Annotated in this window: 22 protein-coding genes; 15 read left to right on the forward strand and 7 right to left on the reverse strand. The window is 62.7% G+C overall.

Annotation, left to right across the window (positions count from 1 at the left end):
* Positions 1-67: 67 nt before the first annotated feature.
* Positions 68-1,264, reverse strand: coding sequence for an acetyl-CoA C-acyltransferase (locus AB8A27_RS08535; RefSeq protein WP_441241541.1), 1,197 nt, complete (start codon positions 1,262-1,264; stop codon positions 68-70).
* Positions 1,265-1,373: 109 nt separating this feature from the next.
* On the reverse strand, positions 1,374-2,144 hold the full coding sequence (locus tag AB8A27_RS08540; protein WP_068730701.1) for an enoyl-CoA hydratase: 771 nt from the start codon (positions 2,142-2,144) through the stop codon (positions 1,374-1,376).
* Between the two features lie 175 nt (positions 2,145-2,319).
* Between AB8A27_RS08540 and AB8A27_RS08545 the strand changes: the two genes are divergently transcribed.
* The 9 genes from AB8A27_RS08545 to AB8A27_RS08585 all read left to right on the forward strand — a co-directional run bounded on the left by AB8A27_RS08545 (position 2,320) and on the right by AB8A27_RS08585 (position 12,455).
* Positions 2,320-3,030: a TetR/AcrR family transcriptional regulator gene (locus AB8A27_RS08545; RefSeq protein WP_441241542.1), complete on the forward strand. Its 711-nt coding sequence runs from the start codon at positions 2,320-2,322 to the stop codon at positions 3,028-3,030.
* Positions 3,031-3,193: 163 nt separating this feature from the next.
* On the forward strand, positions 3,194-4,690 hold the full coding sequence (locus tag AB8A27_RS08550) for a CoA-acylating methylmalonate-semialdehyde dehydrogenase (protein WP_115033219.1): 1,497 nt from the start codon (positions 3,194-3,196) through the stop codon (positions 4,688-4,690).
* An 87-nt stretch (positions 4,691-4,777) separates the two neighbouring features.
* A complete protein-coding gene (locus tag AB8A27_RS08555; RefSeq protein WP_441241543.1) occupies positions 4,778-5,923 on the forward strand; it encodes an isobutyryl-CoA dehydrogenase in 1,146 nt (381 codons plus the stop codon).
* Positions 5,920-6,990 carry an enoyl-CoA hydratase/isomerase family protein gene (locus AB8A27_RS08560; protein ID WP_441241544.1) on the forward strand — a complete coding sequence of 357 codons (1,071 nt, stop codon included), beginning with the start codon at positions 5,920-5,922 and terminating at the stop codon, positions 6,988-6,990. The genes AB8A27_RS08555 and AB8A27_RS08560 overlap by 4 nt, the downstream gene beginning before the upstream one ends.
* 62 nt (positions 6,991-7,052) lie before the next feature.
* Positions 7,053-7,940: a 3-hydroxyisobutyrate dehydrogenase gene (gene mmsB, locus AB8A27_RS08565; protein WP_441241545.1), complete on the forward strand. Its 888-nt coding sequence runs from the start codon at positions 7,053-7,055 to the stop codon at positions 7,938-7,940.
* 14 nt (positions 7,941-7,954) lie between these two features.
* Positions 7,955-9,697, forward strand: coding sequence for an AMP-binding protein (locus AB8A27_RS08570; RefSeq protein ID WP_441241546.1), 1,743 nt, complete (start codon positions 7,955-7,957; stop codon positions 9,695-9,697).
* A gap of 106 nt (positions 9,698-9,803) precedes the next feature.
* Positions 9,804-10,265, forward strand: coding sequence for a MaoC family dehydratase (locus tag AB8A27_RS08575; protein WP_441241547.1), 462 nt, complete (start codon positions 9,804-9,806; stop codon positions 10,263-10,265).
* Between the two features lie 12 nt (positions 10,266-10,277).
* The gene (locus tag AB8A27_RS08580; protein WP_441241548.1) at positions 10,278-11,195 is read left to right on the forward strand and encodes an SDR family NAD(P)-dependent oxidoreductase; all 918 of its coding nucleotides are present in this window, start codon (positions 10,278-10,280) and stop codon (positions 11,193-11,195) included.
* An 84-nt stretch (positions 11,196-11,279) separates the two neighbouring features.
* Complete coding sequence (locus tag AB8A27_RS08585) at positions 11,280-12,455, forward strand: TIGR03862 family flavoprotein (protein WP_441244860.1); 1,176 nt, start codon at positions 11,280-11,282, stop codon at positions 12,453-12,455.
* On the opposite strand, the gene AB8A27_RS08590 is transcribed toward AB8A27_RS08585, so the two are convergent.
* The 3 genes from AB8A27_RS08590 to AB8A27_RS08600 form a co-directional block, all read right to left on the reverse strand.
* Positions 12,452-13,531 (reverse strand): D-TA family PLP-dependent enzyme, encoded by a 1,080-nt coding sequence (locus tag AB8A27_RS08590; protein ID WP_441241549.1) that lies wholly within the window; start codon positions 13,529-13,531, stop codon positions 12,452-12,454. The genes AB8A27_RS08585 and AB8A27_RS08590 overlap by 4 nt on opposite strands.
* Before the next feature lie 61 nt (positions 13,532-13,592).
* Positions 13,593-15,404, reverse strand: coding sequence for an ABC-F family ATP-binding cassette domain-containing protein (locus tag AB8A27_RS08595; RefSeq protein WP_441241550.1), 1,812 nt, complete (start codon positions 15,402-15,404; stop codon positions 13,593-13,595).
* A 9-nt stretch (positions 15,405-15,413) separates the two neighbouring features.
* Complete coding sequence (locus AB8A27_RS08600; protein WP_441241551.1) at positions 15,414-15,896, reverse strand: YaiI/YqxD family protein; 483 nt, start codon at positions 15,894-15,896, stop codon at positions 15,414-15,416.
* Between the two features lie 156 nt (positions 15,897-16,052).
* Here AB8A27_RS08600 and AB8A27_RS08605 point away from each other — a divergent pair, with 156 nt between their 5' ends.
* From AB8A27_RS08605 to AB8A27_RS08620, 4 genes are all read left to right on the forward strand, one after another.
* Complete coding sequence (locus AB8A27_RS08605; RefSeq protein ID WP_441241552.1) at positions 16,053-16,853, forward strand: hypothetical protein; 801 nt, start codon at positions 16,053-16,055, stop codon at positions 16,851-16,853.
* A 1,090-nt stretch (positions 16,854-17,943) separates the two neighbouring features.
* Complete coding sequence (locus AB8A27_RS08610) at positions 17,944-18,774, forward strand: arylamine N-acetyltransferase family protein (protein WP_441241553.1); 831 nt, start codon at positions 17,944-17,946, stop codon at positions 18,772-18,774.
* An 88-nt stretch (positions 18,775-18,862) separates the two neighbouring features.
* Entirely contained in the window at positions 18,863-19,018 is a 156-nt protein-coding gene (locus tag AB8A27_RS08615) for a hypothetical protein (RefSeq protein ID WP_441241554.1), read from the forward strand.
* A gap of 83 nt (positions 19,019-19,101) precedes the next feature.
* The gene (locus tag AB8A27_RS08620; protein WP_441241555.1) at positions 19,102-19,344 is read left to right on the forward strand and encodes a DUF2171 domain-containing protein; all 243 of its coding nucleotides are present in this window, start codon (positions 19,102-19,104) and stop codon (positions 19,342-19,344) included.
* 71 nt (positions 19,345-19,415) lie between these two features.
* On the opposite strand, the gene AB8A27_RS08625 is transcribed toward AB8A27_RS08620, so the two are convergent.
* Both AB8A27_RS08625 and AB8A27_RS08630 read right to left on the reverse strand, forming a co-directional pair.
* Positions 19,416-20,420 (reverse strand): Bug family tripartite tricarboxylate transporter substrate binding protein, encoded by a 1,005-nt coding sequence (locus AB8A27_RS08625; protein ID WP_441241556.1) that lies wholly within the window; start codon positions 20,418-20,420, stop codon positions 19,416-19,418.
* Between the two features lie 160 nt (positions 20,421-20,580).
* Complete coding sequence (locus AB8A27_RS08630) at positions 20,581-21,051, reverse strand: outer membrane protein assembly factor BamE (protein WP_441241557.1); 471 nt, start codon at positions 21,049-21,051, stop codon at positions 20,581-20,583.
* A gap of 140 nt (positions 21,052-21,191) precedes the next feature.
* Between AB8A27_RS08630 and AB8A27_RS08635 the strand changes: the two genes are divergently transcribed.
* Positions 21,192-21,734, forward strand: a complete 543-nt coding sequence (locus AB8A27_RS08635) for a ubiquinol-cytochrome C chaperone family protein (protein WP_441241558.1) — start codon at positions 21,192-21,194, stop codon at positions 21,732-21,734.
* Positions 21,731-22,321, forward strand: a complete 591-nt coding sequence (locus AB8A27_RS08640; RefSeq protein WP_441241559.1) for a YceD family protein — start codon at positions 21,731-21,733, stop codon at positions 22,319-22,321. The genes AB8A27_RS08635 and AB8A27_RS08640 overlap by 4 nt, the downstream gene beginning before the upstream one ends.
* Positions 22,322-22,448: the final 127 nt, after the last annotated feature.

A 22,448-nucleotide genomic window follows, 5' to 3' on the forward strand; every position in this document is an offset into this window, starting at 1 on the left:
TCCTGCAATCCATGAGAAAAGGCGTCGCGGCGCCGATCGCCGCGACGATCATAGGCGGAAAATCGGCTCAGTGAACGATGCGTTCGACGGCAATCGCGGTGGCTTCGCCGCCGCCGATGCACAGTGCCGCGACGCCCCGTTTCAGGCCTCTGGCTTCCAGTGCATGCAGCAGTGTCACGATCAGCCGCGCGCCCGTCGCGCCGATGGGATGGCCCAGCGCGCAGGCGCCGCCATTGACGTTGAGCCTGTCCCTGTCGATTCCGAGGTCGCGTTGCGCGGCCATAGGGACCACGGCGAAAGCTTCATTGATCTCGAACAGATCGACATCGCCGACGCTCCAGCCGACCTTGTCGAGCAATTTGCGGATTGCCGGAATGGGCGCAGTCGTGAACCATTGCGGTTCCTGGCTGTGCGTGGCGTGGCCATGGATCACGGCCAGCGAGGGCAGGCCCTCACGATCCACGAGGGAACGCTTGGCCAGCACCAGGGCTGCAGCGCCATCGGCATTGGCGGACGACGCAGCGGGCGTGATGGTGCCGTTGCTGCGAAAGGCTGGTTTGAGGTTCGGGATCTTGGCGGGATCGACCTTCAGTGGGTGTTCGTCATTGGCGATCTCGCGCGGTCCGGACTTCTCGACGACGGTCAGTGGCGTGATCTCTGCCTTGAAGGCGCCGCTCTCCACGGCCTTGCGCGCGCGGGTCAGGGTTTCGATCGCATAGGCGTCCTGATCTCCACGCGTGAACTGATAGGCCTCAGCGGTGGCTTCGCCGAAGTCCCCCATCGAGCGACCGACCTCATAGGCATCCTCAAGCCCATCCATCAGCATGTGATCGATGATGCGATCATGGCCGACGCGGTAACCGCCGCGTGCCTTTTGCAGCAAATAGGGCGCATTGGTCATGCTCTCCATGCCGCCGGAGACGACGATCTCGGCCGAACCGGCACGGATGATGTCGTGGGCAAGCATGGTCGCCTTCATGCCGGAGCCGCAGACCTTGTTGATCGTCGTGGCCCCGGTAGCGTCCGGAAGCTTGGCACCTCGGGCGGCCTGGCGGGCGGGCGCCTGACCCTGGCCTGCGGGAAGCACGCAACCCATGAAGACTTCATCGATGCGCTCGGGCGTCAGTTTCGCGCGTGCCACGGCGGCACCGATGACGTGGCTGCCGAGCTTGTGGCCGGAGAAGGGCGACAGCTCGCCCCGGAAGCGGCCGAGCGGGGTGCGGGTAGCCGAGACGATGACGACCGGATCTGTAGCTGCGGACATGATGGGGGCTCCTTCGCGCAAGCGCGGGTCATTTGGATGACACTCATCATATGATGCGCTGCGAGATACGCAATGCCGGTCCCCGCAAAATTCTCGTGAGGTCGAGCTGTTAGCGTTTGCGGTTGATGAAACCCTGCATCAGTCGTTGTGGCTCGCCGGTCAGATAGGCCTCGCCGAACACGCCGACGCTGAGATTGACTGACTCCTTCAGCGGCAGTTCTTCCCACTGTTTCAGCAGGGCTTTTTGCGACCGCATGGCCTCGGGGCCACACTCGAGTATGGCTTCGATTGTCTTTTCCACCTCGGCATCCAGCGCGCCTTCGGCCGCAACCACATCGACCAGACCCCAATTCAGCGCGGTCGGTGCATCGATGGTGGCGGCAGTCATGATCAGCCAGCGCGCTCGGCCCCAACCGATCAGGCGCGGCAACAGGGCGGCGTGAATCACCGACGGGATACCGACCCTGACCTCGGGCATGGCGTATTTGGAATCGTGCGAAGCGATACGGAAATCGCAGGCGGCGGCAAATTCGAGGCCACCGCCAAGGCACCAGCCCGGGATGCGGGCAATCACGGGCGCAGGAAACGCGCGCGCAGCCTCGCAGAGATCGCGCAGGCCGGAAATGAACTTCTCGGCGGAGGCCTGATCCAGCGTCGCCATTTCCTTGATATCGGCGCCGCCGATCATGCTCTTTTCGCTCTGGCCAGCGATGACAAGCGCGCGAATGGTGCGTTCCGTGGCCAATACCTCGATGCCTTCGCGAACGCCCTTGATTGCGGCTGAATTGAGAATATTGAGTGAACCGGCATTGCAGATCGTCAGCCGAACAATACCTCGCGGGTCACGTTCGACACCGCAGTGGGGATTGAGCATATGCATGAAATCGTCTCGTCCCTTGGCATTCCCTTGGGCCGGCGCGGATCGCCGGTCTTGTCCTATCAATTCCGCGTCAAACTGCGTTGTTGTCAAGGGCTGCGGCCAAGCACGCGTTGCGCGCGCGAGGCGGTGCGGGTAATATGATTGACATCATCTATTTCTCTTGAATGGACCACCGATGCGCTATTCGAAGGAACACAAGCTCGAAACTCACGCGCGGATCGTGAAGAAGGCTTCCGTGCGTCTGCGCGAAAAGGGCGCGCATGGCATCGGCGTCGCAGATCTCATGAAGGATGCGGGTCTGACCCATGGCGGGTTCTACGCGCATTTCGATTCGCGCGAGGCGCTGGTGATTGAAGCCTTCGCCTATGCAATGGACCGATCGACCGATCGCTGGCGTCAGCTGGCCGGGCAGGCGGCGCCGGACCAGCGCCTGGCCACGTTTGTGGACTTCTACCTGTCGCCGCAGCACCGCGACAATCCAGGTCATGGCTGTGCCGTCCCGGCGCTGGGCGCTGAGCTCGCACGCGAGAGCCCCAAGACGCGCAAGGTGTTTGCTGCCAAGCTCGATCAGATGATCGAGATGATGTCCGAGCAGTTTCATGGCGGACCGAGCAAGTCGGCGCGCAAACAGGCGATGGCGGCGCTGGCCACCATGATGGGCACCATCGTGCTCGCCCGCGCCGCCGGCAATGGCGAGTTGTCCGAAGAGCTTTTGAGCGCTGGCCGCGAGGCTGTGCTCGGGCGTGCTGCAGCGCCGAAGCCTGCTGCGTCCAGCCCTGCAGCGTCCAAGGCTGCAGCGTCCAAGGCTGTGGCTCCCAAGAGCGCGGCCAGAAAGCCGGCTGCGAAGAAGGCGGTAACCAAGGCCGTATCTGCGGCCAAGAACTGATAATTGGCGCGCCGCCTGCGACATTGTCGCGGCGGTGACATTCTGACAGGGCGAAACTGCAGCGAGCCTGCAATTTCGCAAATCCGCCGCGCGCACAGGGCCTTTCCAAACGCCAAAAAGCCTGATCAACATCGGGCCAAATTTGGCTCCCAGGAGGAAACGCATGCGCACGATCGGACATTTCATCGGCGGCCGTGAGGTCGAAGGCAAGTCAGGGCGTTTCGCCGACGTTTTCGAGCCGATGACCGGCGAAGTTCAGGCCAAGGTTGCGCTGGCCAGCAAGGCCGAGATGCGCGCCGCGGTGCTCAATGCCGCCGAGGCGCAGGTTGCCTGGGGCAACACCAATCCGCAGCGCCGCGCTCGCGTGCTGATGAAGTTCCTCGAGCTCGCCAACCGCGACTACGACAAGCTGGCCGATTGCCTGGCGCGTGAGCATGGCAAGACCGTGCCGGACGCCAAGGGCGACATCCAGCGCGGTCTGGAAGTGATCGAGTTTGCCTGCGGCATTCCGCACCTCATGAAGGGCGAATACACCGAAGGCGCCGGTCCCGGCATCGACATCTATTCGATGCGCCAGGCGCTCGGCGTCGTCGCGGGCATCACGCCATTCAACTTCCCGGCAATGATTCCCATGTGGAAATTCGGCCCGGCAATCGCCTGCGGCAACGCCTTCATCCTGAAGCCGTCCGAGCGCGATCCCGGCGTACCGATGATGCTCGCCGCATTGATGATCGAAGCTGGCCTGCCGCCCGGCGTGCTGAACGTCGTCAACGGCGACAAGGAAGCCGTCGATGCGATCCTCGACGACGAAGACATCAAGGCGGTGGGTTTCGTCGGCTCGTCGCCGATTGCCCAGTACATCTATGAGCGCGCCGCTGCGACCGGCAAGCGCGCCCAGTGCTTCGGCGGCGCAAAGAACCACGCCATCATCATGCCCGATGCGGATATGGACCAGACCGTGGATGCGCTGATCGGCGCCGGCTACGGCTCGGCCGGCGAGCGCTGCATGGCGATTTCGGTGGCCGTGCCTGTCGGCAAGACCACGGCTGATCGTCTGATGGAAAAGCTCATCCCGCGCGTCGAGAGCCTGAAGATCGGCACCTCCGTGGATCCGTCGGCCGATTTCGGTCCACTGGTGACCAAGGAAGCCGTCGACCGCGTCAAGAACTACGTCGATATCGGCATCAAGGAAGGCGCCACGCTCGCCGTCGATGGCCGTGGCTTCAAGATGCAGGGCTACGAGAACGGCTTCTATATGGGTGGTTGTCTGTTCGACAACGTCACCAAGGACATGCGCATCTACAAGGAAGAGATCTTCGGGCCCGTGCTCTCCGTGGTCCGGGCCCACGATTACGAAGAAGCGCTCGCGCTGCCGTCGGATCATGACTACGGCAACGGCGTTGCGATCTTCACCCGCGATGGTGACGCTGCGCGCGATTTCGCCGCCAAGGTCAATGTCGGCATGGTTGGCATCAACGTGCCGATCCCGGTGCCGATTGCCTATTACACCTTCGGTGGCTGGAAGAAGTCCGGCTTCGGCGATCTCAACCAGCATGGTCCGGATTCGATCCGCTTCTACACCAAGACCAAGACGGTCACCGCGCGCTGGCCATCGGGTGTCAAGGAAGGCGCCGAGTTCTCGATCCCGTTGATGAAGTAAGACGACACAAGCGGCCCGGCGCACCCCATGGGTGGTGAGCCGGGCCGTTTCGCTTCCCGCTGATCAGCAATCAACAAGAAGGGCGTGATGCAATTCGCTCTCGATGAGGAACAGACCGCCGTTCGCGACATGGCGCGCGAATTTGCGGCGGAAAAGATCGCTCCCTTTGCGCTCAAATGGGACGAGGACAAGCATTTCCCCAAAGAGGTGATGCGCGAGGCCGCGCTGCTCGGCATGGGCGGCATTTACATTCGTGATGATGTCGGCGGTTCCGCGCTGACGCGTTTCGACGCCGCGCTGATTTTCGAGGCGCTGGCGACTGGCTGCCCGACAACCTCGGCCTTCATCTCGATCCACAACATGGCGTCGTGGATGATTGATTCATATGGCAGCGAAACGCAGCGCCAGAAGTGGCTGCCGCGACTTTGCACCATGGAGCTGCTCGCGAGCTATTGCCTGACTGAACCCGGCTCAGGGTCGGATGCAGCAGCGCTGCGCACGCGTGCTTTCGTGGACGGCGACCACTATGTGCTCAATGGCCAGAAGCAATTCATCTCCGGGGCCGGCGATACCGACATCTATGTCGTGATGGTGCGCACCGGTGGCGAGGGTGCCGGCGGCGTCTCGACCATCGTGGTGGAGGCCGGCACGCCCGGTCTGTCGTTCGGTAACAACGAACGCAAGATGGGCTGGAACGCGCAGCCGACACGCGCGGTGATCTTCGAAAATTGCCGGGTGCCGATCGCCAACCGGCTCGGCGATGAAGGCATCGGTTTCAAGATCGCCATGGCCGGCCTCGACGGTGGTCGTCTCAACATCGCGGCGTGTTCGCTTGGCGGTGCGCAGTCCGCGCTGGACAAGTCGCTGAGCTACATGAAAGAGCGCAAGGCGTTCGGCAAGCGGCTCGACGAATTCCAGGCGCTGCAGTTCCGTGTCGCCGACATGGCGACCGAACTGGAAGCCGCGCGCACTTTCCTGTGGCGCGCTGCTGCCGCGCTGGATCGCAAGGACGCCGATGCCGGTATGCTTTGCGCCATGGCCAAGCGCTTCGGCACCGATATCGGTTTCGAGGTGGCCAACGAGGCGCTGCAGCTGCATGGCGGCTATGGCTATCTCGCCGAATACGGTGTCGAGAAGATCGTGCGCGATTTGCGCGTGCACCAGATCCTCGAAGGCACCAATGAAATCATGCGGCTGATCGTGTCGCGCAAATTGATCGAGGGCGCGCGATGAGTTCGGACGTTGTGACCGAGGCCGGCGACCTGATCGTCGCACGCGAAGGCGCGGCCGGTGTGATCCGCCTGAACCGGCCGAAGGCGCTGAATGCGCTGACGCTGGAGATGACCCGCGAGATTGCAATGGCGCTCGATGCCTTCGAAGCCGATCCAAAAGTTGCGCTGATCATTCTGGAAGGTGCAGGCGAACGCGGGCTTTGTGCCGGCGGCGATATCCGCGGTCTCTATGAGAGCGCCAGGGTCAAAGGCGATCTCGGCAAGATCTTCTGGCGCGAGGAGTATATCGTCAACGCGCGGATCGCGAAATTCCCGAAGCCCTATGTGGCCTATATGGACGGCTTCGTGATGGGCGGCGGCGTCGGTCTGGCTGGCCATGCCAGCCACCGTATCGTGACCGAGAAGACCCGGATGGCGATGCCCGAAGTGGGCCTCGGCTTCTTCCCGGATGTCGGTGGCACATGGCTTCTGTCGCGCGCGCCGGGCGAACTCGGGACGTATTACGGTCTGACCGGACTGACGGCAAATGGTGCCGATGCGCTTGCTGCACATATGGCGGACGTCCTGATCGACACCGTCAATTGGCCGGCATTGCGCGAGGCGTTGACAAAGCTGTCGGCGGGCGCCGATGCAGCGTCGGTGATGACGACACTTAGGAAGTTTGCAGCTCCGGAACAAACCGGTCCAGTCACGGCGCAGCGTGCGCTGATCGATCGCGCTTTCGCCCATGACAGCGTCGAGGAGATCGTGGCTGCGCTTGAGCAGGACGGTTCGGAGTTTGCGCTGGCGACACTCAAGGCCATGTCCGACAAATCGCCGCGCGGCCTCAAGGTCACCTTGAAGCTGCTGCGGCTCGCGCGCGCGTCAAAATCGCTCGAGGAGTGCCTGTCGCGCGAATATCTCGCGGCGCTCGAGGTGTTCGATAGCGCCGACTTCGTCGAGGGCGTGCGCGCGGCCATCATCGACAAGGATCGCAATCCGAAATGGCGGCCGCCGGATCTCAAGGGCGTGACGCCGGAGATCGTCGCGCGCTATCTCGCGCCGCGCGACGTTGCGCTGACCTTCTGAACGAAAGTTGGATTTCGCTGTTTTCATCAGGCTTTAAAAACAAACAATCACGAGGGCAGGACATGACCAGCATTGCATTCATCGGTCTCGGCAATATGGGTGGCCCGATGGCCGCCAATCTCGTCAAGGCAGGCCACAAGGTGACGGGCTTTGACCTCGTCGAGGCTTCCCGCGCGCAGGCGAAGGCCGATGGTCTGACCATTGCTGACAAGGCGGTCGATGCCGTGAAGGGAGCCGATGTCATCATCACCATGCTGCCGGCCGGCAAGCATGTGGTGTCGGTCTGGAGCGAGGTCATTCCTGCCGCCAGCAAGGGCGCGCTGATGATCGATTGTTCGACCATCGATGTGGAAAGCGCACGCAAGGCGCATGAACTGGCGGCTGCGCAGAAGCTACCATCGGTCGATGCGCCGGTCTCGGGTGGCACCGGTGGTGCCAAGGGCGCGACACTGACCTTCATGGCCGGCGGCGATTCCAAGGCTTTTGCCTCAGCCAAGCCGGTCCTCGAAGCCATGGGCAAGAAGATCGTTCATTGCGGCGATGCCGGCGCGGGGCAGGCGGCCAAGATCTGCAACAACATGATTCTTGGCATTTCCATGATCGGCGTCAGTGAAGCCTTCGTGCTCGCCGAGAAGCTCGGTCTGTCACATCAGGCGCTGTTCGATGTGGCGTCGACCTCGTCGGGCCAGTGCTGGTCGCTGACGACTTATTGCCCGGTGCCGGGTCCGGTGCCGACATCGCCGGCCAACAACGAATACAAGCCCGGCTTTGCCGCGGCGCTGATGCTCAAGGACCTCAGGCTGTCGCAGGAGGCCGCGAAAGCCGCCGGCGCCTGGACGCCGCTCGGCGCCCATGCCGAGAGCATCTATGAGACCTACGAGAAGGAAGGTCATGGCGGTGACGATTTCTCCGGGATCATTCATCACCTCAGGCATCTGATGCCGAAATAGCAGAAGGCGTCGGCATGACCACGTTCAAGCAGGCCCGCGCCTTTCTCCTCGAACACCGCACCGACTACGCCACTGCCGTTGCCGGCTTTCGCTGGCCCGATCCGGTCGATTTCAACTGGGCGCTCGACTGGTTCGACGCCGAACTTGCTCGTGATCCCGTCAGCAAGGACCGGACCGCGCTCTGGATCGTCGATGCGGCCGCCAGCCGCGAGACCAGGCTGTCGTTCGAGGTGCTGTCGCGCCGTTCCAATCAGGTTGCCAATTTCCTGCGCGCGCAGGGTCTGAAGCGCGGCGACCATCTGTTGTTGCTGCTCGGCAATGTGGTGCCGCTGTGGGAGACCATGCTGGCGGCGATCAAGCTTGGCGTCGTCATCATTCCCGCCACCACGCTGCTGACCCCGGATGAATTGCAGGACCGGCTCGACCGCGGGCGCGCGAGGCTTGTGGTGGCGGCAGAGGATCAGGTCGCCAAGTTCGGCAGCCTGAAGACCGAAGGCATCGGGCAGATTGTCGTCAACGCCGCATCGCCTCACGACGGCTGGCTGGCTTTCGAGACCTCAGCCGAATTCCCCGACACATTCACGCCGGATGGCCCGACAAGGGCCGACGATCCGATGCTGCTCTATTTCACCTCGGGCACCACGGCGAAGCCGAAGCTGGTCCGGCACAGCCAGCGCAGCTATCCGGTCGGCGGGCTCTCGACCATGTTCTGGATCGGGCTGCAGCCGGGTGACGTGCATCTCAACATTTCCTCGCCGGGCTGGGCCAAGCATGCCTGGAGCTGCTTCTTTGCGCCATGGAACGCCGGCGCCACAGTGTTCGTCGTCAACCAGCCGCGCTTCGATGCCAAGGGTCTGCTGGCCACCATCGGACGTTGCGGAGTGACCACGCTCTGCGCGCCGCCGACCGTGTGGCGGCTGTTCATTCAGGAGAAGCTGGCCAGCTTCAAGGTCGCCTTGCGCGAGGTGTGCGGCGCCGGCGAACCGCTCAATCCGGAAGTGATCGATCAGGTCAAGGCGGCCTGGGGCCTGACCATTCGCGACGGCTACGGCCAGACCGAGACCACAGCGCTGGCCGGCAATTCGCCGGGCCAGATCGTCAAGGTCGGCTCCATGGGCCGTCCGCTGCCGGGCTACATGGTCCGTGTTGTCGACGCCGATGGTAATCCGGCGAAGGAGGGCGAGGTCAGTCTCGTGCTCGGCGCCGATCGTCCGGCCGGACTGATGCAGGGCTATCAGGCCGAAGACGGTAGCGTCAGCGGTGCAAGCGGTGAGATCTATCGCAGCGGCGACGTCGTATTTGCCGACGACGACGGTTATCTCACTTTCGTCGGTCGCTCCGACGACGTGTTCAAATCCTCGGACTATCGCATCAGCCCCTTCGAACTGGAGAGTATCCTGCTCGAACATGACGCCGTGGCCGAGGCTGCCATTGTGCCGAGCCCCGATCCGATCCGGCTCGCCATCCCGAAGGCCTATGTGTTGCTGATCGGCGATACCGCGCCCTCGAAAGCGACGGCGCTGTCGATCTATCAGCATCTGCATGTGCGTCTGGCGCCGTTCAAACGGATACGTCGGATCGAGTTCGTGACCGAGCTGCCGAAGACGATTTCGGGCAAGATTCGCAGGGTCCATCTGCGGCGGCTCGAACATGCCGACGATCGCAGCGATCCCTTGCGCGGCGTCGAGTTTCGCGAAGAGGATTTCCCGGAATTGCAGGCACTCCGCGCCGCGGGATCGCAAGAAGGCGAGCGGTAATTTATGGCGTTTTGCATGGCTGCAGCGCACAATTTCGCTTGGCGTCAGGGTGTCTGCTGTGGAATCTGCACCCGCAACGCATGTGGATTTTGAGGACTGAGACTGAATGAGCGCGATGATTGAACGTGATGCCTATATCGCCATGGTGGGCAAGGAAGTTGGCATTTCCGAATGGCACCTCGTGGATCAGGCGCGCATCGATGCTTTTGCGAGTGCCACCGAAGATCACCAGTTCATCCATGTCGATCCCGCGCGTGCGCGCGAAACGCCGTTCGGCACGACGATCGCTCATGGCTTCCTGACCATGTCGCTGCTGTCGGTGTTTTCCTATGAGGCGCTGCCCAAGCTGGCCGATGTCGCCATGGGCGTGAACTACGGCACCGACAAGATGCGGTTCGTGTCGCCGGTGAAAGCGGGCGTTCGCGTGCGCGGCCGCTTTACGCTGATCGAGGCGACGTTGCGCAAGCCGAAGGAATTGTTCACACGCACCAATGTGACCGTCGAGATCGAAGGCGAGGACAAGCCGGCATTGGTCGCCGACTGGCTCGGCCTTGTCTATTTCAATTGAGGAGAGTTCCAAATGACCATTCGATTTGACGGCCGCGTCGCCATCGTCACCGGCGCCGGCAATGGACTGGGCCGCGCCCATGCGCTCGGCCTTGCGAAGCTCGGCGCCAAGGTCGTTGTCAACGATTTCGGCGGCGCGCGCGATGGCACCGGCGGATCGATGACGGCGGCGGAGTCCGTTGTCGAGGAAATCCGTGCGGCCGGCGGTACGGCCATGGCCGATGGCGCGGATGTCTCGAATTTCGAGCAGGTCCAGGCGATGGTCGACAAGGCCACGAAGGATTGGGGCAGCGTCGATCTGATGTGCGCCAATGCCGGAATCCTCCGCGACAAATCCTTCGCCAAGATGGAGCTTGCCGATTTCGCCAAGGTGCTGGATGTGCATCTCACCGGCACCTTCTATTGCTGCAAGGCCGTGTGGGAAGGCATGCGCGCCCGCAACTATGGCCGTATCGTGCTCACCACCTCGTCGTCGGGTCTGTATGGCAATTTCGGTCAGGCCAATTACGGCGCGGCCAAGACCGGCATGGTCGGTCTGATGAATGTGCTCGCCGAGGAAGGTCGCAAGACCGACATTCGCGTCAACATCGTGTCGCCGACGGCTGCAACCCGCATGACCGAAGAATTGCTGCCCGCGCAGGCGCTGCAACTGATGAAGCCGGAAGCGATCACGCCGGCCGTCGAATATCTCCTGAGCGAGAATGCGCCGACCAAGACCATCATGGGCGCCGGTGCAGGTTCCTTTGCGGTCATCAGTATCCTCGAAAGCGAAGGCGTCAATTTCGCCGAAGCTGACTGGAGCCCGGACACGATTGCCGCGCATTTCGCTGACATCAGTGATATGTCGAAGGCCAAGGCGCTGGAAGGCGCTTTCCATCAGACCCAGAAGTATGTCGGGCAGGCCGCCACGCGCTTGGGCGTGAAGGTCTGACCGGCGGCTTCGCCACTACGTGAGACCGTGACAGAACCTGTGAAGAACCAAGTTGCGGTCATTGGCGCAGGCCCTGCGGGGCTGATGGCGGCCGAAGTTTTGAGCCGTGGCGGCGCCGCCGTCACGGTCTATGACGCGATGCCGTCGGCTGGCCGCAAGTTCCTGATGGCCGGACGCGGCGGGCTCAATCTCACCCATAGCGAACCGCTGCCGGAGTTTCTGAGGCGCTACGGCACCGCGGAAGCGTGGCTCGCGCCGGTGGTTTCGGCCTTCACGCCGCAGGCTTTACGCGACTGGAGCGAGGCGCTGGGGCAACCGACCTTTGTCGGCTCCAGCGGTCGGGTATTTCCGCAGGCGTTCAAGGCGTCGCCACTTTTGCGCGCGTGGTTACGGCGGCTGGACGAGAGCGGCGTTCAATTCGCATTTCGACATCGCTGGACCGGGTGGGACGGCGAGGGTCGTTTGAATTTCCAGACGCCGGACGGTTCGCGGGCGGTCGTCTGCAAGAGCGTGGTGCTCGCACTCGGCGGCGCAAGCTGGCCGCGGCTTGGCTCTGACGGCGCATGGGTGGATATGTTGGCGGCGAAGGGCGTCGGCATCGCGCCGCTGCGGCCGGCGAATTCGGGCTTTACGATTGCGTGGTCGGAGATTTTCAAGGACCGTTTTGAGGGGCAACCGCTGAAAGGCGTTGCGCTGTCGTTCGCTGCACACAGTGCGCGCGGCGAGGCGATGGTGACGCGTACTGGCATTGAAGGCGGCGGCATCTATGCGCTGTCGTCGGTGCTGCGCGAGGCAGTGATCGCGGACGGCAAGGCGACGCTCCACGTCGCATTGCGGCCCGATCTCAATCCCGGCGACTTGACCACGAAGCTCGCGGCATCGCGTGGCAAGCAGTCGTTCTCCAACTTCCTGCGCAAGGCGATCCATCTGTCGCCGGTCGCCATTGGGCTGCTGCAGGAAGTCGCCATCGCAGAGGGGATTCAACTGGCGTCATTGTCGCCGGAGAAGCTGGCTGCACTGATCAATGCCGTGCCTATCGATCTCACCGGCGTTGCGCCGATTGCGCGCGCGATTTCAACAGCGGGCGGTATCTCGTTCGACGAGGTCGATGACGCCTTCATGCTGAAGCGCATGCCTGGCACGTTCGTCGCCGGCGAAATGCTCGACTGGGAAGCGCCGACCGGCGGCTATCTGCTGCAGGCGTCCTTTGCGACGGGCGCAGTGGCCGGCGAGGGCGTGCTGCGCTTTCTGTCGCGCTAGCGCAGCTTCCCCCGCGCGGCCACCGGCAGCGTGCCGATGATCTCGTCACCGCGGACCATTACGACTTCATCGAACATGTTGACGACCACGCAGACATGGTTCGGCACGATGCGGACGACGTCGCCGACATTGGGTCGCGTATTGCTGCGCCCGAGATCCAGGAATCCATGTTCCTCGGCAAAGCGTGCGATCTTGGCTTCGGGATGTTCGAGGATCAGGCCATACCCGTCGAGACCGCCGGTGTCTGGCGTCAGCGTCTTGGAGCCGGCATCGAGAATGCCGCGTTCCGGGCCGGCGCGGCTCACCACGGTGGAATAGACGTTGAGCGCGCAATCGTCCCAGGTCGCGGAGCCGGCGGCGACCTGCATGCGGTCGTTATAGATATAGGTGCCGAAGCGATGTTCCGTGGCGCCCTTCAGCGAGCCGACATTCCTGAGGTTGGGCGTGCCGCCGGTGGAGACGATGGTCGGCTCCAGACCGAGCGCGCGGACGCCGGCCAGCGCTTCGTCGTAGAATTTCTGCGCATCGGGCCAGCCGGTTTCGGTCGGATACAGCATGAAGCCTGCGAAGGTGAGACCCTTCGATGCGGCGATCTCCTTGGCCAGCGCAATCGCCTCGGCAGGCGTCTCGACGCCGGCGCGCTTGCGGCCGGTATCGCATTCGACGACGACGTTGACGTTGCGGCCGGAGATCGCGGCTGCCTTCGGCAGATCGCCGATGACGACGGAATTGTCGGCGGCAACGGTGACATTGGCTTTTGCCTGCAGCGCGCCGAGGCGCGCCATCTTCTCATCGCCGAGGAGATTGTAGCTGATCAGGATGTCGTCGATCCCGCTATCTGCCATGATCTCGGCTTCGCCGAGCTTCTGGCAGGTGATGCCTTTGGCGCCGGCCTCAATCTGCATTTTCGCGATCACCGGGCTCTTGTGGGTCTTGATATGCGGCCGGTTGGCAATGCCGGCATCATCGCAGACCTTCTGGATGCGCGCGATGTTGCGCTCCACGCGGTCCATGTCGATGACGAGGGCAGGTGTACCGTAGTCGCGGGAAATCTTGGCTGCAAGCGATGTTGTCATTTCGTTGGTCTCCTGCGCGTGTTCTGTTCGCAAACCGGTGTCCACTTTTGCGGAACACGCACTACGCGTTCTCGATCTCTTCGCGGAGCATTTCCAGCTCCAGCCACTGTTCTTCGGCGTCTGCCAGTTCCTGTTGCGCCTTTGACAGCGCGGTCGATGCGGTGTCGAACTTCTTGCGATCCTTCGCATAGAGATTGGGATCGTCGAGATGACGCTGCTGCTTGGCGATCTCCGCCTGCAGACTGGCCATCGTTTTCGGCAGCGTTTCCAGCGCGTGCTTTTCCTTGAAGTTCATCTTGCGCTTCGCAGCGGGCTTCGACGCATCCGGCTTGTTGCCGTTGCTCTTGGCAGCCGCAGCCTCGGTCTTCGCCTCGCGCTTCAGGTCCGCGCCGCGCTGCGCCAGCATATCCGTATAGCCGCCGGCATATTCGACCCATTTGCCGTTGCCTTCCGGCACGATCACCGAGGTGACGACGCGATCTAGGAAGTCGCGGTCATGGCTGATCAGGATGACGGTGCCTTCGTAGTCGCTGAGCATTTCCTCGAGCACGTCGAGGGTTTCGAGATCGAGGTCGTTGGTCGGTTCGTCCAGCACCAGCACGTTGGACGGTTTCGCGAGTGCGCGCGCCAGCATCAAGCGGCCGCGTTCACCGCCGGACAGCACTTCCAGCGGCGTGCGCATCTGCTCCTGCGAGAACAGGAAGTCCTTCATGTAGCTGACCACGTGTTTGGGCGTGCCGTTGACCATCACATGGTCGCCGCGGCCGCCGGTGAGGGCTTCGGCCAGCGTCGTCTTCGGATTGAGGCTTTCACGATGCTGGTCCAGCGTCGCCATTTCGATATTGGCGCCGAAGCGGACGCTGCCGGAATCCGGCGGCTCGGCGCCGGTGAGCATATTGATCATCGTGGTCTTGCCCGCACCGTTCGGACCGACCACACCGATGCGATCGCCACGCTGCACGCGGATCGAAAAGTCGTCGACGATCTTGCGGTCGCCATAGGTGCGCGAGATGTTCTTGGCCTCGAAGATCAGCTTGCCGGACTTCTCGGCTTCCGCCGCGGCCAGCGTCGCATTGCCTTGGGCACCACGATATTCGCGGCGCTGCGCGCGCAGTTCGTGCAAACCGGCAAGGCGCTTGACGTTGCGCTTGCGGCGGCCGGAGACGCCATGGCGCAGCCAGTGTTCTTCATTGACGATCTTGCGGTCGAGCTTGTGCTGGTCGCGCTCTTCTTCCGCCAGCACCTCGTCGCGCCATTCCTCGAAGGCGCCGAAGCCGCGATCGATCTGGCGGATCTGGCCGCGATCCAGCCATGCGGTGGATCGCGACAGATTGGTGAGGAAGCGGCGGTCATGGCTGATCAGCACCAGCGCGCAGCGCCGGCTGGCGAGTTCGCCCTCCAGCCATTCAATCGTCGTGAGATCGAGATGGTTGGTCGGCTCGTCGAGCAGCAGGATGTCGGGCTCGGGCGCCAGCACGCGGGCCAGCGCCGTGCGGCGCGCTTCGCCGCCGGACAGGTTGTTCGGATCTTCATGGCCGGTGAGGCCGAGCTGTTCGAGCAGATATTGCGCCTGATAGATGTTGTGGCCATCGCCCATGCCGGCCTCGACATAAGCAAGCGTCGTCGCATGGCCGGAAAAGTCCGGCTCCTGTGGCAGATACTGCACGGTGGCGCCGGGCTGCACGAAGCGGCTGCCCTTGTCGTTGTCGACAAGGCCGGCGACGATCTTGAGCAGCGTCGATTTGCCGGAGCCGTTGCGGCCGATCAGACAGACGCGCTCGCCTTGGCTTACCGAGAGTTCGACGCCGTTGAGCAGCGGCGTGCCGCCGAAGGTGAGGGAGATGTCTTTGAGCTGGATAAGCGGAGGAGCCATAGAGTCAGTTCAACTTTGTTTCGGCGCGGGCGCAAAGGCCGGGTCGCGCTGGATACGGCGGATGGTTTGATCCAGGGCCGAGAGGAACGCCGAGCGGTCGCGCGGCGCGAATGATTTGGGACCACCGGTGACTTCGCCCGATGACCGCAAGTCGGTCATCAGGTTGCGCATCGCGAGCGTCATCCCGATGGATTGTTCAGTGAACGGCTTGCCGTTGGGGGCAATCACCGCGGCGCCCGCCTTGACGCAGCGGCTGGCCAGCGGAATGTCGGCCGTGATCACGATATCGCCCTTTGTGGCCCGTTCCGCAATCCAGTCGTCGGCGGCATCCATGCCAGCGCCAGCGGATACCATGTCGATCAGAGGGTCCTGCGGGATGCGGATGAAGTTCCCGGCCACAACGGTAACCGGCAGGCTGAAGCGGGCAGCGACGCGGTAAATCTCGTCTTTCACCGGGCAGGCGTCGGCGTCGATATAGATGCGCGTGGTCAAGGGGCTACGGGTTCCAGAAAGACAGTCATTTGCGGCTGGGCGATGCGGCGCCGACGCGGGGCTGTTCCCCGCTCGTCGCCTTGCCTCGAACATGGTGACGGGTATCATCTCCTGCCAATGCGAACACTCAATTTCGCGCAGTTTTCGGGAGGAATCATGACAAAGCGGCTCGAACCGTACCGTGTCGAGGCCTTTAACACGGCCAAACAGTCCGAAAACAAGATGCATGACGACAGCGTCGCCCGGAAATTCGGCTTCAGCGGCGGTCTGGTGCCGGGCGTCGACGTGCTGGCCTATATGATCCACCCGCCGGTGGAGCACTGGGGACGGGACTTTCTGGAACGCGGCCTGATCGAGGCCCGGTTCACCAAGCCGGTCTATGACGGCGAGACCGTCGAGGTGATCGCCGAGGAAGCCGGCGAGGGGCTCGCGCTGAGCGTCGAGGGCGGCGGCGAGATTCGCGCAACCGGCACGGCGTCGCTGACGCAGTTTCCCGTCGTGCCGTCGCTCGACGCCTTCCCGGACACGGCTGCGGCCGCCAGGCGGCTTCCGGTCAATGCCGAATCCTATGCGCTGGACAAGTGGCTCGGCACCGCGCCGCGGGTTTGGCCGGAAGATGGGCTCGCCGAATATCTGGGTGAGGTTCGCGAGGCCGATGATCGGTATCTGCGCGAGGGCATCGTGCATCCCGGCGTGCTGCAGCGGATCATGAACAAGGTGCTGGTGGACAATGCCATCCTCGGGCCGTGGATTCACGTCGGCAGCAGGATGCAGTTGCTGGCGACCGCGAACACCGATGACGAGTTGATCGCGCGGGCGAAGGTGACCGCCAATTACGAGAAGAAGGGGCATCGCTTCGTCGAGCTCGATGCGCTCATCGTGGCCAATGGCACAACACCGGTGGCGCATTGCCAGCATATTGCGATCACTCAGCCGCGCGAGGTCGTGGCGGCGTAGCGAAGCTCGTCATGCCCGGGCAGCGCGAAGCGAGCTTCGCTAGATGTCCCGGCCATCCACGTCTTCCTTCGTGTGTGGCCAAGGCGTGGATACCCGGCATTCGCCGGGCATGACGGCGTTTGGTGGAGCGTGCGCGTCACGCGATTTCCGATTCAACTGTCAAACAGCCACTGCGCTTCAGGCATGCGTTATCGCCCCTGTTGTTTGCGGCGCGGGGGCGCCGTCGTGTTTCGCATTCCCGCCCCCTTGTGAGAGGGCGTGCGGAACGCCAGGTGCCCGTTGCACCCTTGGGCCTGATGCGAATGCGGTCTTCCGCAATCTATAGAGTGCATCAGGACTTTCGGAAGCGTCAGGCAAGTGCCCAGCGTTCCGCCTGCGGTGTTTTTTCGACTTGCTTGCACATCTGCCTTGGCGAACGGCCCCATCACCAAAATTAGTGTCCCAGGGCGGAGGGACAGGGTAGCCTCAAGCACTTGGGCCGGACGCGTTTTGATTTGGTCGTCCGTCACACTGTCCAGGGGTCTTTCCATCTCAAAGCTGGCCGTGTCCTTGCCAGTGGCAGTGCTGGCGCAGATCCGTCCTGCCCGAAGACAGACGTCACCCATGAACCGCGTAACGCCGCATCTCCGGCGTCCACCGCATCCCACCCCGCGAACGTGACGATCGCGATCGCCCCTCTCGGTGGGGCAGGACAGAGGGGATAATAGTCCTTGTGGGGATATTGTCAACAGACATAGGAAAAAATGTTTATTCTCTGTCCCGGCCACAAACTCGTCATTCCGGGGCGGCTGCGCACCTTCGCGCAGACGAACCCGGAATCTCAGCATGGGAGTCTCTAGTCAGCGCAGAACACTCTGAGATTCCGGGTTCGCGTCCGGCAAGTGCCGGCCGCGCCCCGGAATGACGAGTTTGGAGCGGGATTCTCCCACTCCATGTGGAGTGGCTGAGGTTCGCGCTCTGCCGGCTTTGCCGCTTTCATGCGTCCTCGGGCAACCAATTAGTTTGCCGGGGAACGACAGAGTGCGCGATGCTTTATCGCCTGCCGCTGCCAGATCGGCTATCTCGGAGCGCGATGATTCTGGAGCAGATGATGACGGATGTTTTTCGGCTGGATCGCTATCTCGCGCGGATCGGCTTTGACGGACCGGTTGCGCCGGATCTGGCGACGCTGACGGCCATTCATGCCGCGCATGTGGATGCGGTTCCGTTCGAGGGCCTCAATCCGTTGCTGCGCCTGCCGGTCAAACTGGACATGGCGTCGTTGCAGCAGAAACTCATCGATGGCCGACGTGGCGGTTATTGCTACGAGATGAACGCGATGCTGAGGGCTGCGCTCGAGGCTATCGGCTTCAAGGTCACGGGCCTCGGCGCCCGGGTGCGCTGGAATGCGCCTGTCGACAGTCCGCTCGGTCCCAGGACGCATATGCTCCTGAAGGTCGATCTTCCGGACGGCCCCTATCTCGCCGATGTTGGTTTTGGCGCCTGCGTGCTCGATGCACCTCTGCAGCTCCTCGCGGGGACCGAGCAGCAGACGGCGATGGGGACCTATCGGCTGATCGAGGCCGATGGCCTGTTGTCGCTGAGCGTGAAGCGGGCGGACGGCTGGCGGACGATGTATGTGTTTGATCGCGCGCCGCAACTGCCGTCGGATTACGAGCTCGGCAACTGGTACACATCGACCAGTCCCTTCGTGCCCTTCACCTCGGTGCTGGTGATGGAGCGCGTCAGCCGTGGCCGGCGTTATAAGCTGGTCAATCGCCATTTGACCATCGAGGGACGTGACGGCGAACCGGTGTCTGAACGCGTGCTGGGTAGCGCTGCGGAGTTGCAGCAGGTTCTCGACGAGACCTTCGGCGTCACGCCGCCGGCATCCGCCGACGAGATATTCGCGGTCATCAATGCGAATGCGGAGCGCCGTTGACCGCTGTGTAATCCCCTCTATTTCCACCCGGTTGCGGCGAATGACGCGTTCGGCTAATTCGCCCCGGGAACATCACGAGGGCCGTCAAATGTCACTGTCATCCGCCAAGAACTACGCGCTACGCGCCGCCAAGTCGCAGGACCAGAAGGAAGCCACCGAGCTTTTGTCCAAGGCGATCATGGAGTTGACGCTGGCCATCGAGGCGACGGACGCCAAGATCAAGAAAATCAATCAGGGCAAGTAAAGCGCGCACCGCGGTCAAGCGATCGCGAATTGAACCTATCGCGCAGGTGCACGTTCAGTGTTCTCCACATCAGAGGACGTGACATGAGCGCGCTCAGCAAAATTCGGGAACATATGGAAGTGATTGGCGCCGATGGCGTCCATGTCGGAACCGTCGACAAGGTCGAGGGCAATCGTATCAAGCTGACCAGGAAGGATAGTGGCGAGGGCCATCACAAGGGTCATCATCACTTCATCGACGGTGGTCTGATTGCCGAAGTGGAAGGCAACAAGGTGCGGCTCTCTGCGAATGGCGATGTCGCCGTTGCGATGGAAGAAGAGAAGTAGAACGAAAAAGCCCCGCGGTGCGAACCGCGGGGCTTTCGTTTGCATAGCGCCATTGAGTGACGTGAGGTGCCTCACTTCACCTCCATCTGCAGGCCTTCCTTGTCGATGATGGTCTTGAACTTGGCCGTCTCGGCCTCGACGAAGGTCTGGAACTGTTGGGGCGTGCCGTAGTCCGACACGGCGCCCATGGCCGCGATGGTCTTCTTGGTCGCATCGGTGCCGAGCAGAGCCTTGATCTGCTCATTGAGCGAGGTCACGGCTTCGGTCGGTGTGCTCTTCGGATAGAACACGCCGAACCATGACGCGACGTCGAACTTCTCCAGCTCGGGCGCGGTCTCGCGCATCGCGGGAACGTTCGGCGCCTGCGCGTTGCGCTGCTGGGTGGTGACGGCAAGGCCGGTGAGCTTGCCGTCGAGCACCTGGGGCAGTGACGGATAGAGATTGTCGAACAGGATCTGGATGTCGCCGGCGAGGGCCGCCTGCAACGCAGGGCCTGCGCCGCGGAACGGCACGTGCTGCATCTTCAATCCGGTGAGCTGCAGCCACCATGCGCCGGTGAGATGCGGGCTCTGGCCGACGCCCGATGAGCCATAATTCAGCTTGTCCGGATTGGCCTTGATATAGGCGATCAGCTCCGGGATCGTCTTGATCGGCACGCTCGGATGCGCGCAGACGATGTTCGGAATCTTGATCATATTGGAGACCGCCTGCAACTGGTCGCTCTTGTAGGTCAGGTTCTTGAAGATGCTGTAGGCGATGGCATTGGGGCCGGGATTGCCGACCAGGATGGTGTGGCCATCGCCCTTGAGACGCGCGACCTCGGCAACGCCGATGGTGCCGCCGCCGCCAGAGCGATTTTCCACCACGACGGACTGGCCCCAGACCGGCTGCAGATGCGCCGCCAGCATGCGGCCCATCACGTCGGTGGAGCCGCCGGCTGCGGCGGGCACGATGACGCGGACGGTTTCGGTGGGCTTCCATTCGCCGGCGCCGAGGCTCGCGCGCGGCAGGATTGCCGCGCTGGTGATTGCGGCGGCGCCGGTGAGCATACGGCGACGGGTAACCAGATTGGTCATAGCTTCTTCCCTCGATGGTGTCGTTTGTTCTTTGGTGTTGTCGAAAGCGTAAAGAGGCTGATTGAGACGGGCAAGCCGACGTTTGTCGAAGCGCGAAGAAAAAGCCCCGCAGCGTGTGCTGCGGGGCTTTTGCAATTCAGTCGGTGATGGTGTCGTCCAACTACCGGAAGCTGATCAGCTTGAACAGCGGCGTGAGGTAGCTCATTTCCTGACCGGAGGTCGGCGTGGTGCGGCTGATGAAGTCGAAGATCTTGCCGTCCTGCATGCCGTAATTGGCCAGACGCGTGACCTTGCGATCCTTGTCGAAATAGATCGCGATGACGCGCTGGTCGGTGACCTTCTGCGGCATGAACGCGACGACGCGCTCGGCGCGCTGCGAGATGTAGTAGAACACTTCGCCTGACAGCGTGGCGACGGTGGAGGGCGTGCCCATCACGATCAGGACCTGATCCTGGCTGGCGCCGATCGGGATCTGCTCCAGCGCGCCGGGGGGCAGGATGTAGCCCTTCTGGAATTGCTCGGCGCAGGCGCCCAGCGTGACGCACAGGGCCGCGACCGCGAGTGCCGCGCGCATGCCGCGCCAGCCACGTGTCAGCCGCGCCTTCGCGCTGATGGAGGTCGAAATTGTCATAGCGGAGGGGGTCCCATCCTCTTGATTCTCGGGAAGGCCTTGCTTCCGAAAGACTTGCATCCCAGAAGGCGTTGACGTACCGGGCAGAACCTCTGAATGCAACATGCGCGCGCCCGAGGGGCCCGCCTGAGGAACCCAAGATGGTCTGGCCGTTCAGTCACTTCAGAAAGCCCCCGGCGCCGTTGCGCGGCACCATTGAAGCCATCTATGGCATGATCGTGGCGCAGGCGCGAGAACCCTTGTTTTATCGGGACTTGGGAGCGCCGGATACGGTAAACGGGCGTTTCGATATGTTGCTCCTGCACCTGTGGCTGGTGCTGCGCCGGATGAACCCGAAGGACGACCTGTCGCAGGGACTTTTCGACAGGTTCTGCAGCGATATGGACGACAACCTGCGCGAACTCGGCACCAGCGACATGAAGGTGCCGAAAAAGATGCGGGAATTCGGCGACGCGTTCTATGGCCGGACAGGCGCCTATGACGCAGCGCTCGGCGCGGGCAGGGAGCCTCTGGCGGCGGCCCTGTCGAAGAATATCTATAATGGCATGGACATCGAGAACGCCCGGCGTCTCGCTGTTTATGTCGAAGCGGCGAATGCCCATCTGGGCACGCTCGATGAAACGACACTGACATCAGGCGCGTGGCACTTCCCGTCGCCTGCAGAAACCTTGGTAACGACATGAACAAACCCGACCGCACCGTGGATCTGACGCCGCCCTGGAGCGTGCCCATCGCCGTGGTTCAGATCCCGGAAACCGGGCTGGAGCGCGACATCGAGGCCACGCCCGAGGAGCGCAAGGGAATCGCTGCGCTCGGCGGCCTCGTCAGTGTGGGCGCGGCCAAGGGTGAATTGCTGCTGATGCCGGTCAAGGGCGGTACCGTGCATGTCACCGGTCGCATCTGGGGCAAGGTCGAGCAGACCTGCGTGGTGACGTTGGACCCGTTGACCGCCGATTTCGAGGAAGAGATCGACGTGATTTTCGCGCCGCCATCGCAGATTCGCGAACTGGCCGAATCGGTGGACGAGGACGTCGAGAGCGACGAAGAGACCCCGGACCCGCCGGAGCCGATCGAAAACGGCTTGATCGACCTCGGCAAACTGGCGACCGACGCGCTGTTTCTGGGGTTGGACCCGTATCCCCGTAAGCCGGATGCCGTATTCGAGCCGGTGGTCGAGGTTCCGGACCCTGAAGAGCACCCGTTTGCGGCCCTGAAAGCGCTGAAAACCGCCCCCGAGAAGCCCAAGGCCAAAAAGCCCGGCAAGGGCTGAAAACGAGGGGCCGATTCCACGCTTTGTGTGGCTGGCGGGACAAAAGTGCCCGGTCAAGATGTTGTATCGGGTCACGGAAACGCTATTGTCCCCGGCCGAAATCGGGTTAATGCCATAACTTCGCCGT

It is taken from the genome of Tardiphaga sp. 768_D3_N2_1 (assembly GCF_052076105.1).
In the GTDB taxonomy this organism is placed as follows: domain Bacteria; phylum Pseudomonadota; class Alphaproteobacteria; order Rhizobiales; family Xanthobacteraceae; genus Tardiphaga.

Bases quoted from the DNA above. Each gene is read 5' to 3' on its own strand.
- AB8A27_RS08550 (WP_115033219.1), top strand. From the start codon at position 3,194: ATGCGCACGATCGGACATTTCATCGGCGGCCGTGAGGTCGAAGGCAAG.
- AB8A27_RS08595 (WP_441241550.1), bottom strand. From the start codon at position 15,404: ATGGCTCCTCCGCTTATCCAGCTCAAAGACATCTCCCTCACCTTCGGC.
- AB8A27_RS08590 (WP_441241549.1), bottom strand. From the start codon at position 13,531: ATGACAACATCGCTTGCAGCCAAGATTTCCCGCGACTACGGTACACCT.
- AB8A27_RS08635 (WP_441241558.1), top strand. From the start codon at position 21,192: ATGGTCTGGCCGTTCAGTCACTTCAGAAAGCCCCCGGCGCCGTTGCGC.
- AB8A27_RS08625 (WP_441241556.1), bottom strand. From the start codon at position 20,420: ATGACCAATCTGGTTACCCGTCGCCGTATGCTCACCGGCGCCGCCGCA.
- AB8A27_RS08630 (WP_441241557.1), bottom strand. From the start codon at position 21,051: ATGACAATTTCGACCTCCATCAGCGCGAAGGCGCGGCTGACACGTGGC.
- AB8A27_RS08540 (WP_068730701.1), bottom strand. From the start codon at position 2,144: ATGCATATGCTCAATCCCCACTGCGGTGTCGAACGTGACCCGCGAGGT.
- AB8A27_RS08555 (WP_441241543.1), top strand. From the start codon at position 4,778: ATGCAATTCGCTCTCGATGAGGAACAGACCGCCGTTCGCGACATGGCG.
- AB8A27_RS08575 (WP_441241547.1), top strand. From the start codon at position 9,804: ATGAGCGCGATGATTGAACGTGATGCCTATATCGCCATGGTGGGCAAG.
- AB8A27_RS08640 (WP_441241559.1), top strand. From the start codon at position 21,731: ATGAACAAACCCGACCGCACCGTGGATCTGACGCCGCCCTGGAGCGTG.
- AB8A27_RS08560 (WP_441241544.1), top strand. From the start codon at position 5,920: ATGAGTTCGGACGTTGTGACCGAGGCCGGCGACCTGATCGTCGCACGC.
- AB8A27_RS08535 (WP_441241541.1), bottom strand. From the start codon at position 1,264: ATGTCCGCAGCTACAGATCCGGTCGTCATCGTCTCGGCTACCCGCACC.
- AB8A27_RS08620 (WP_441241555.1), top strand. From the start codon at position 19,102: ATGAGCGCGCTCAGCAAAATTCGGGAACATATGGAAGTGATTGGCGCC.
- AB8A27_RS08545 (WP_441241542.1), top strand. From the start codon at position 2,320: ATGCGCTATTCGAAGGAACACAAGCTCGAAACTCACGCGCGGATCGTG.
- AB8A27_RS08585 (WP_441244860.1), top strand. From the start codon at position 11,280: ATGGCGGCCGAAGTTTTGAGCCGTGGCGGCGCCGCCGTCACGGTCTAT.
- mmsB (WP_441241545.1), top strand. From the start codon at position 7,053: ATGACCAGCATTGCATTCATCGGTCTCGGCAATATGGGTGGCCCGATG.
- AB8A27_RS08605 (WP_441241552.1), top strand. From the start codon at position 16,053: ATGACAAAGCGGCTCGAACCGTACCGTGTCGAGGCCTTTAACACGGCC.
- AB8A27_RS08570 (WP_441241546.1), top strand. From the start codon at position 7,955: ATGACCACGTTCAAGCAGGCCCGCGCCTTTCTCCTCGAACACCGCACC.
- AB8A27_RS08615 (WP_441241554.1), top strand. From the start codon at position 18,863: ATGTCACTGTCATCCGCCAAGAACTACGCGCTACGCGCCGCCAAGTCG.
- AB8A27_RS08610 (WP_441241553.1), top strand. From the start codon at position 17,944: ATGACGGATGTTTTTCGGCTGGATCGCTATCTCGCGCGGATCGGCTTT.
- AB8A27_RS08580 (WP_441241548.1), top strand. From the start codon at position 10,278: ATGACCATTCGATTTGACGGCCGCGTCGCCATCGTCACCGGCGCCGGC.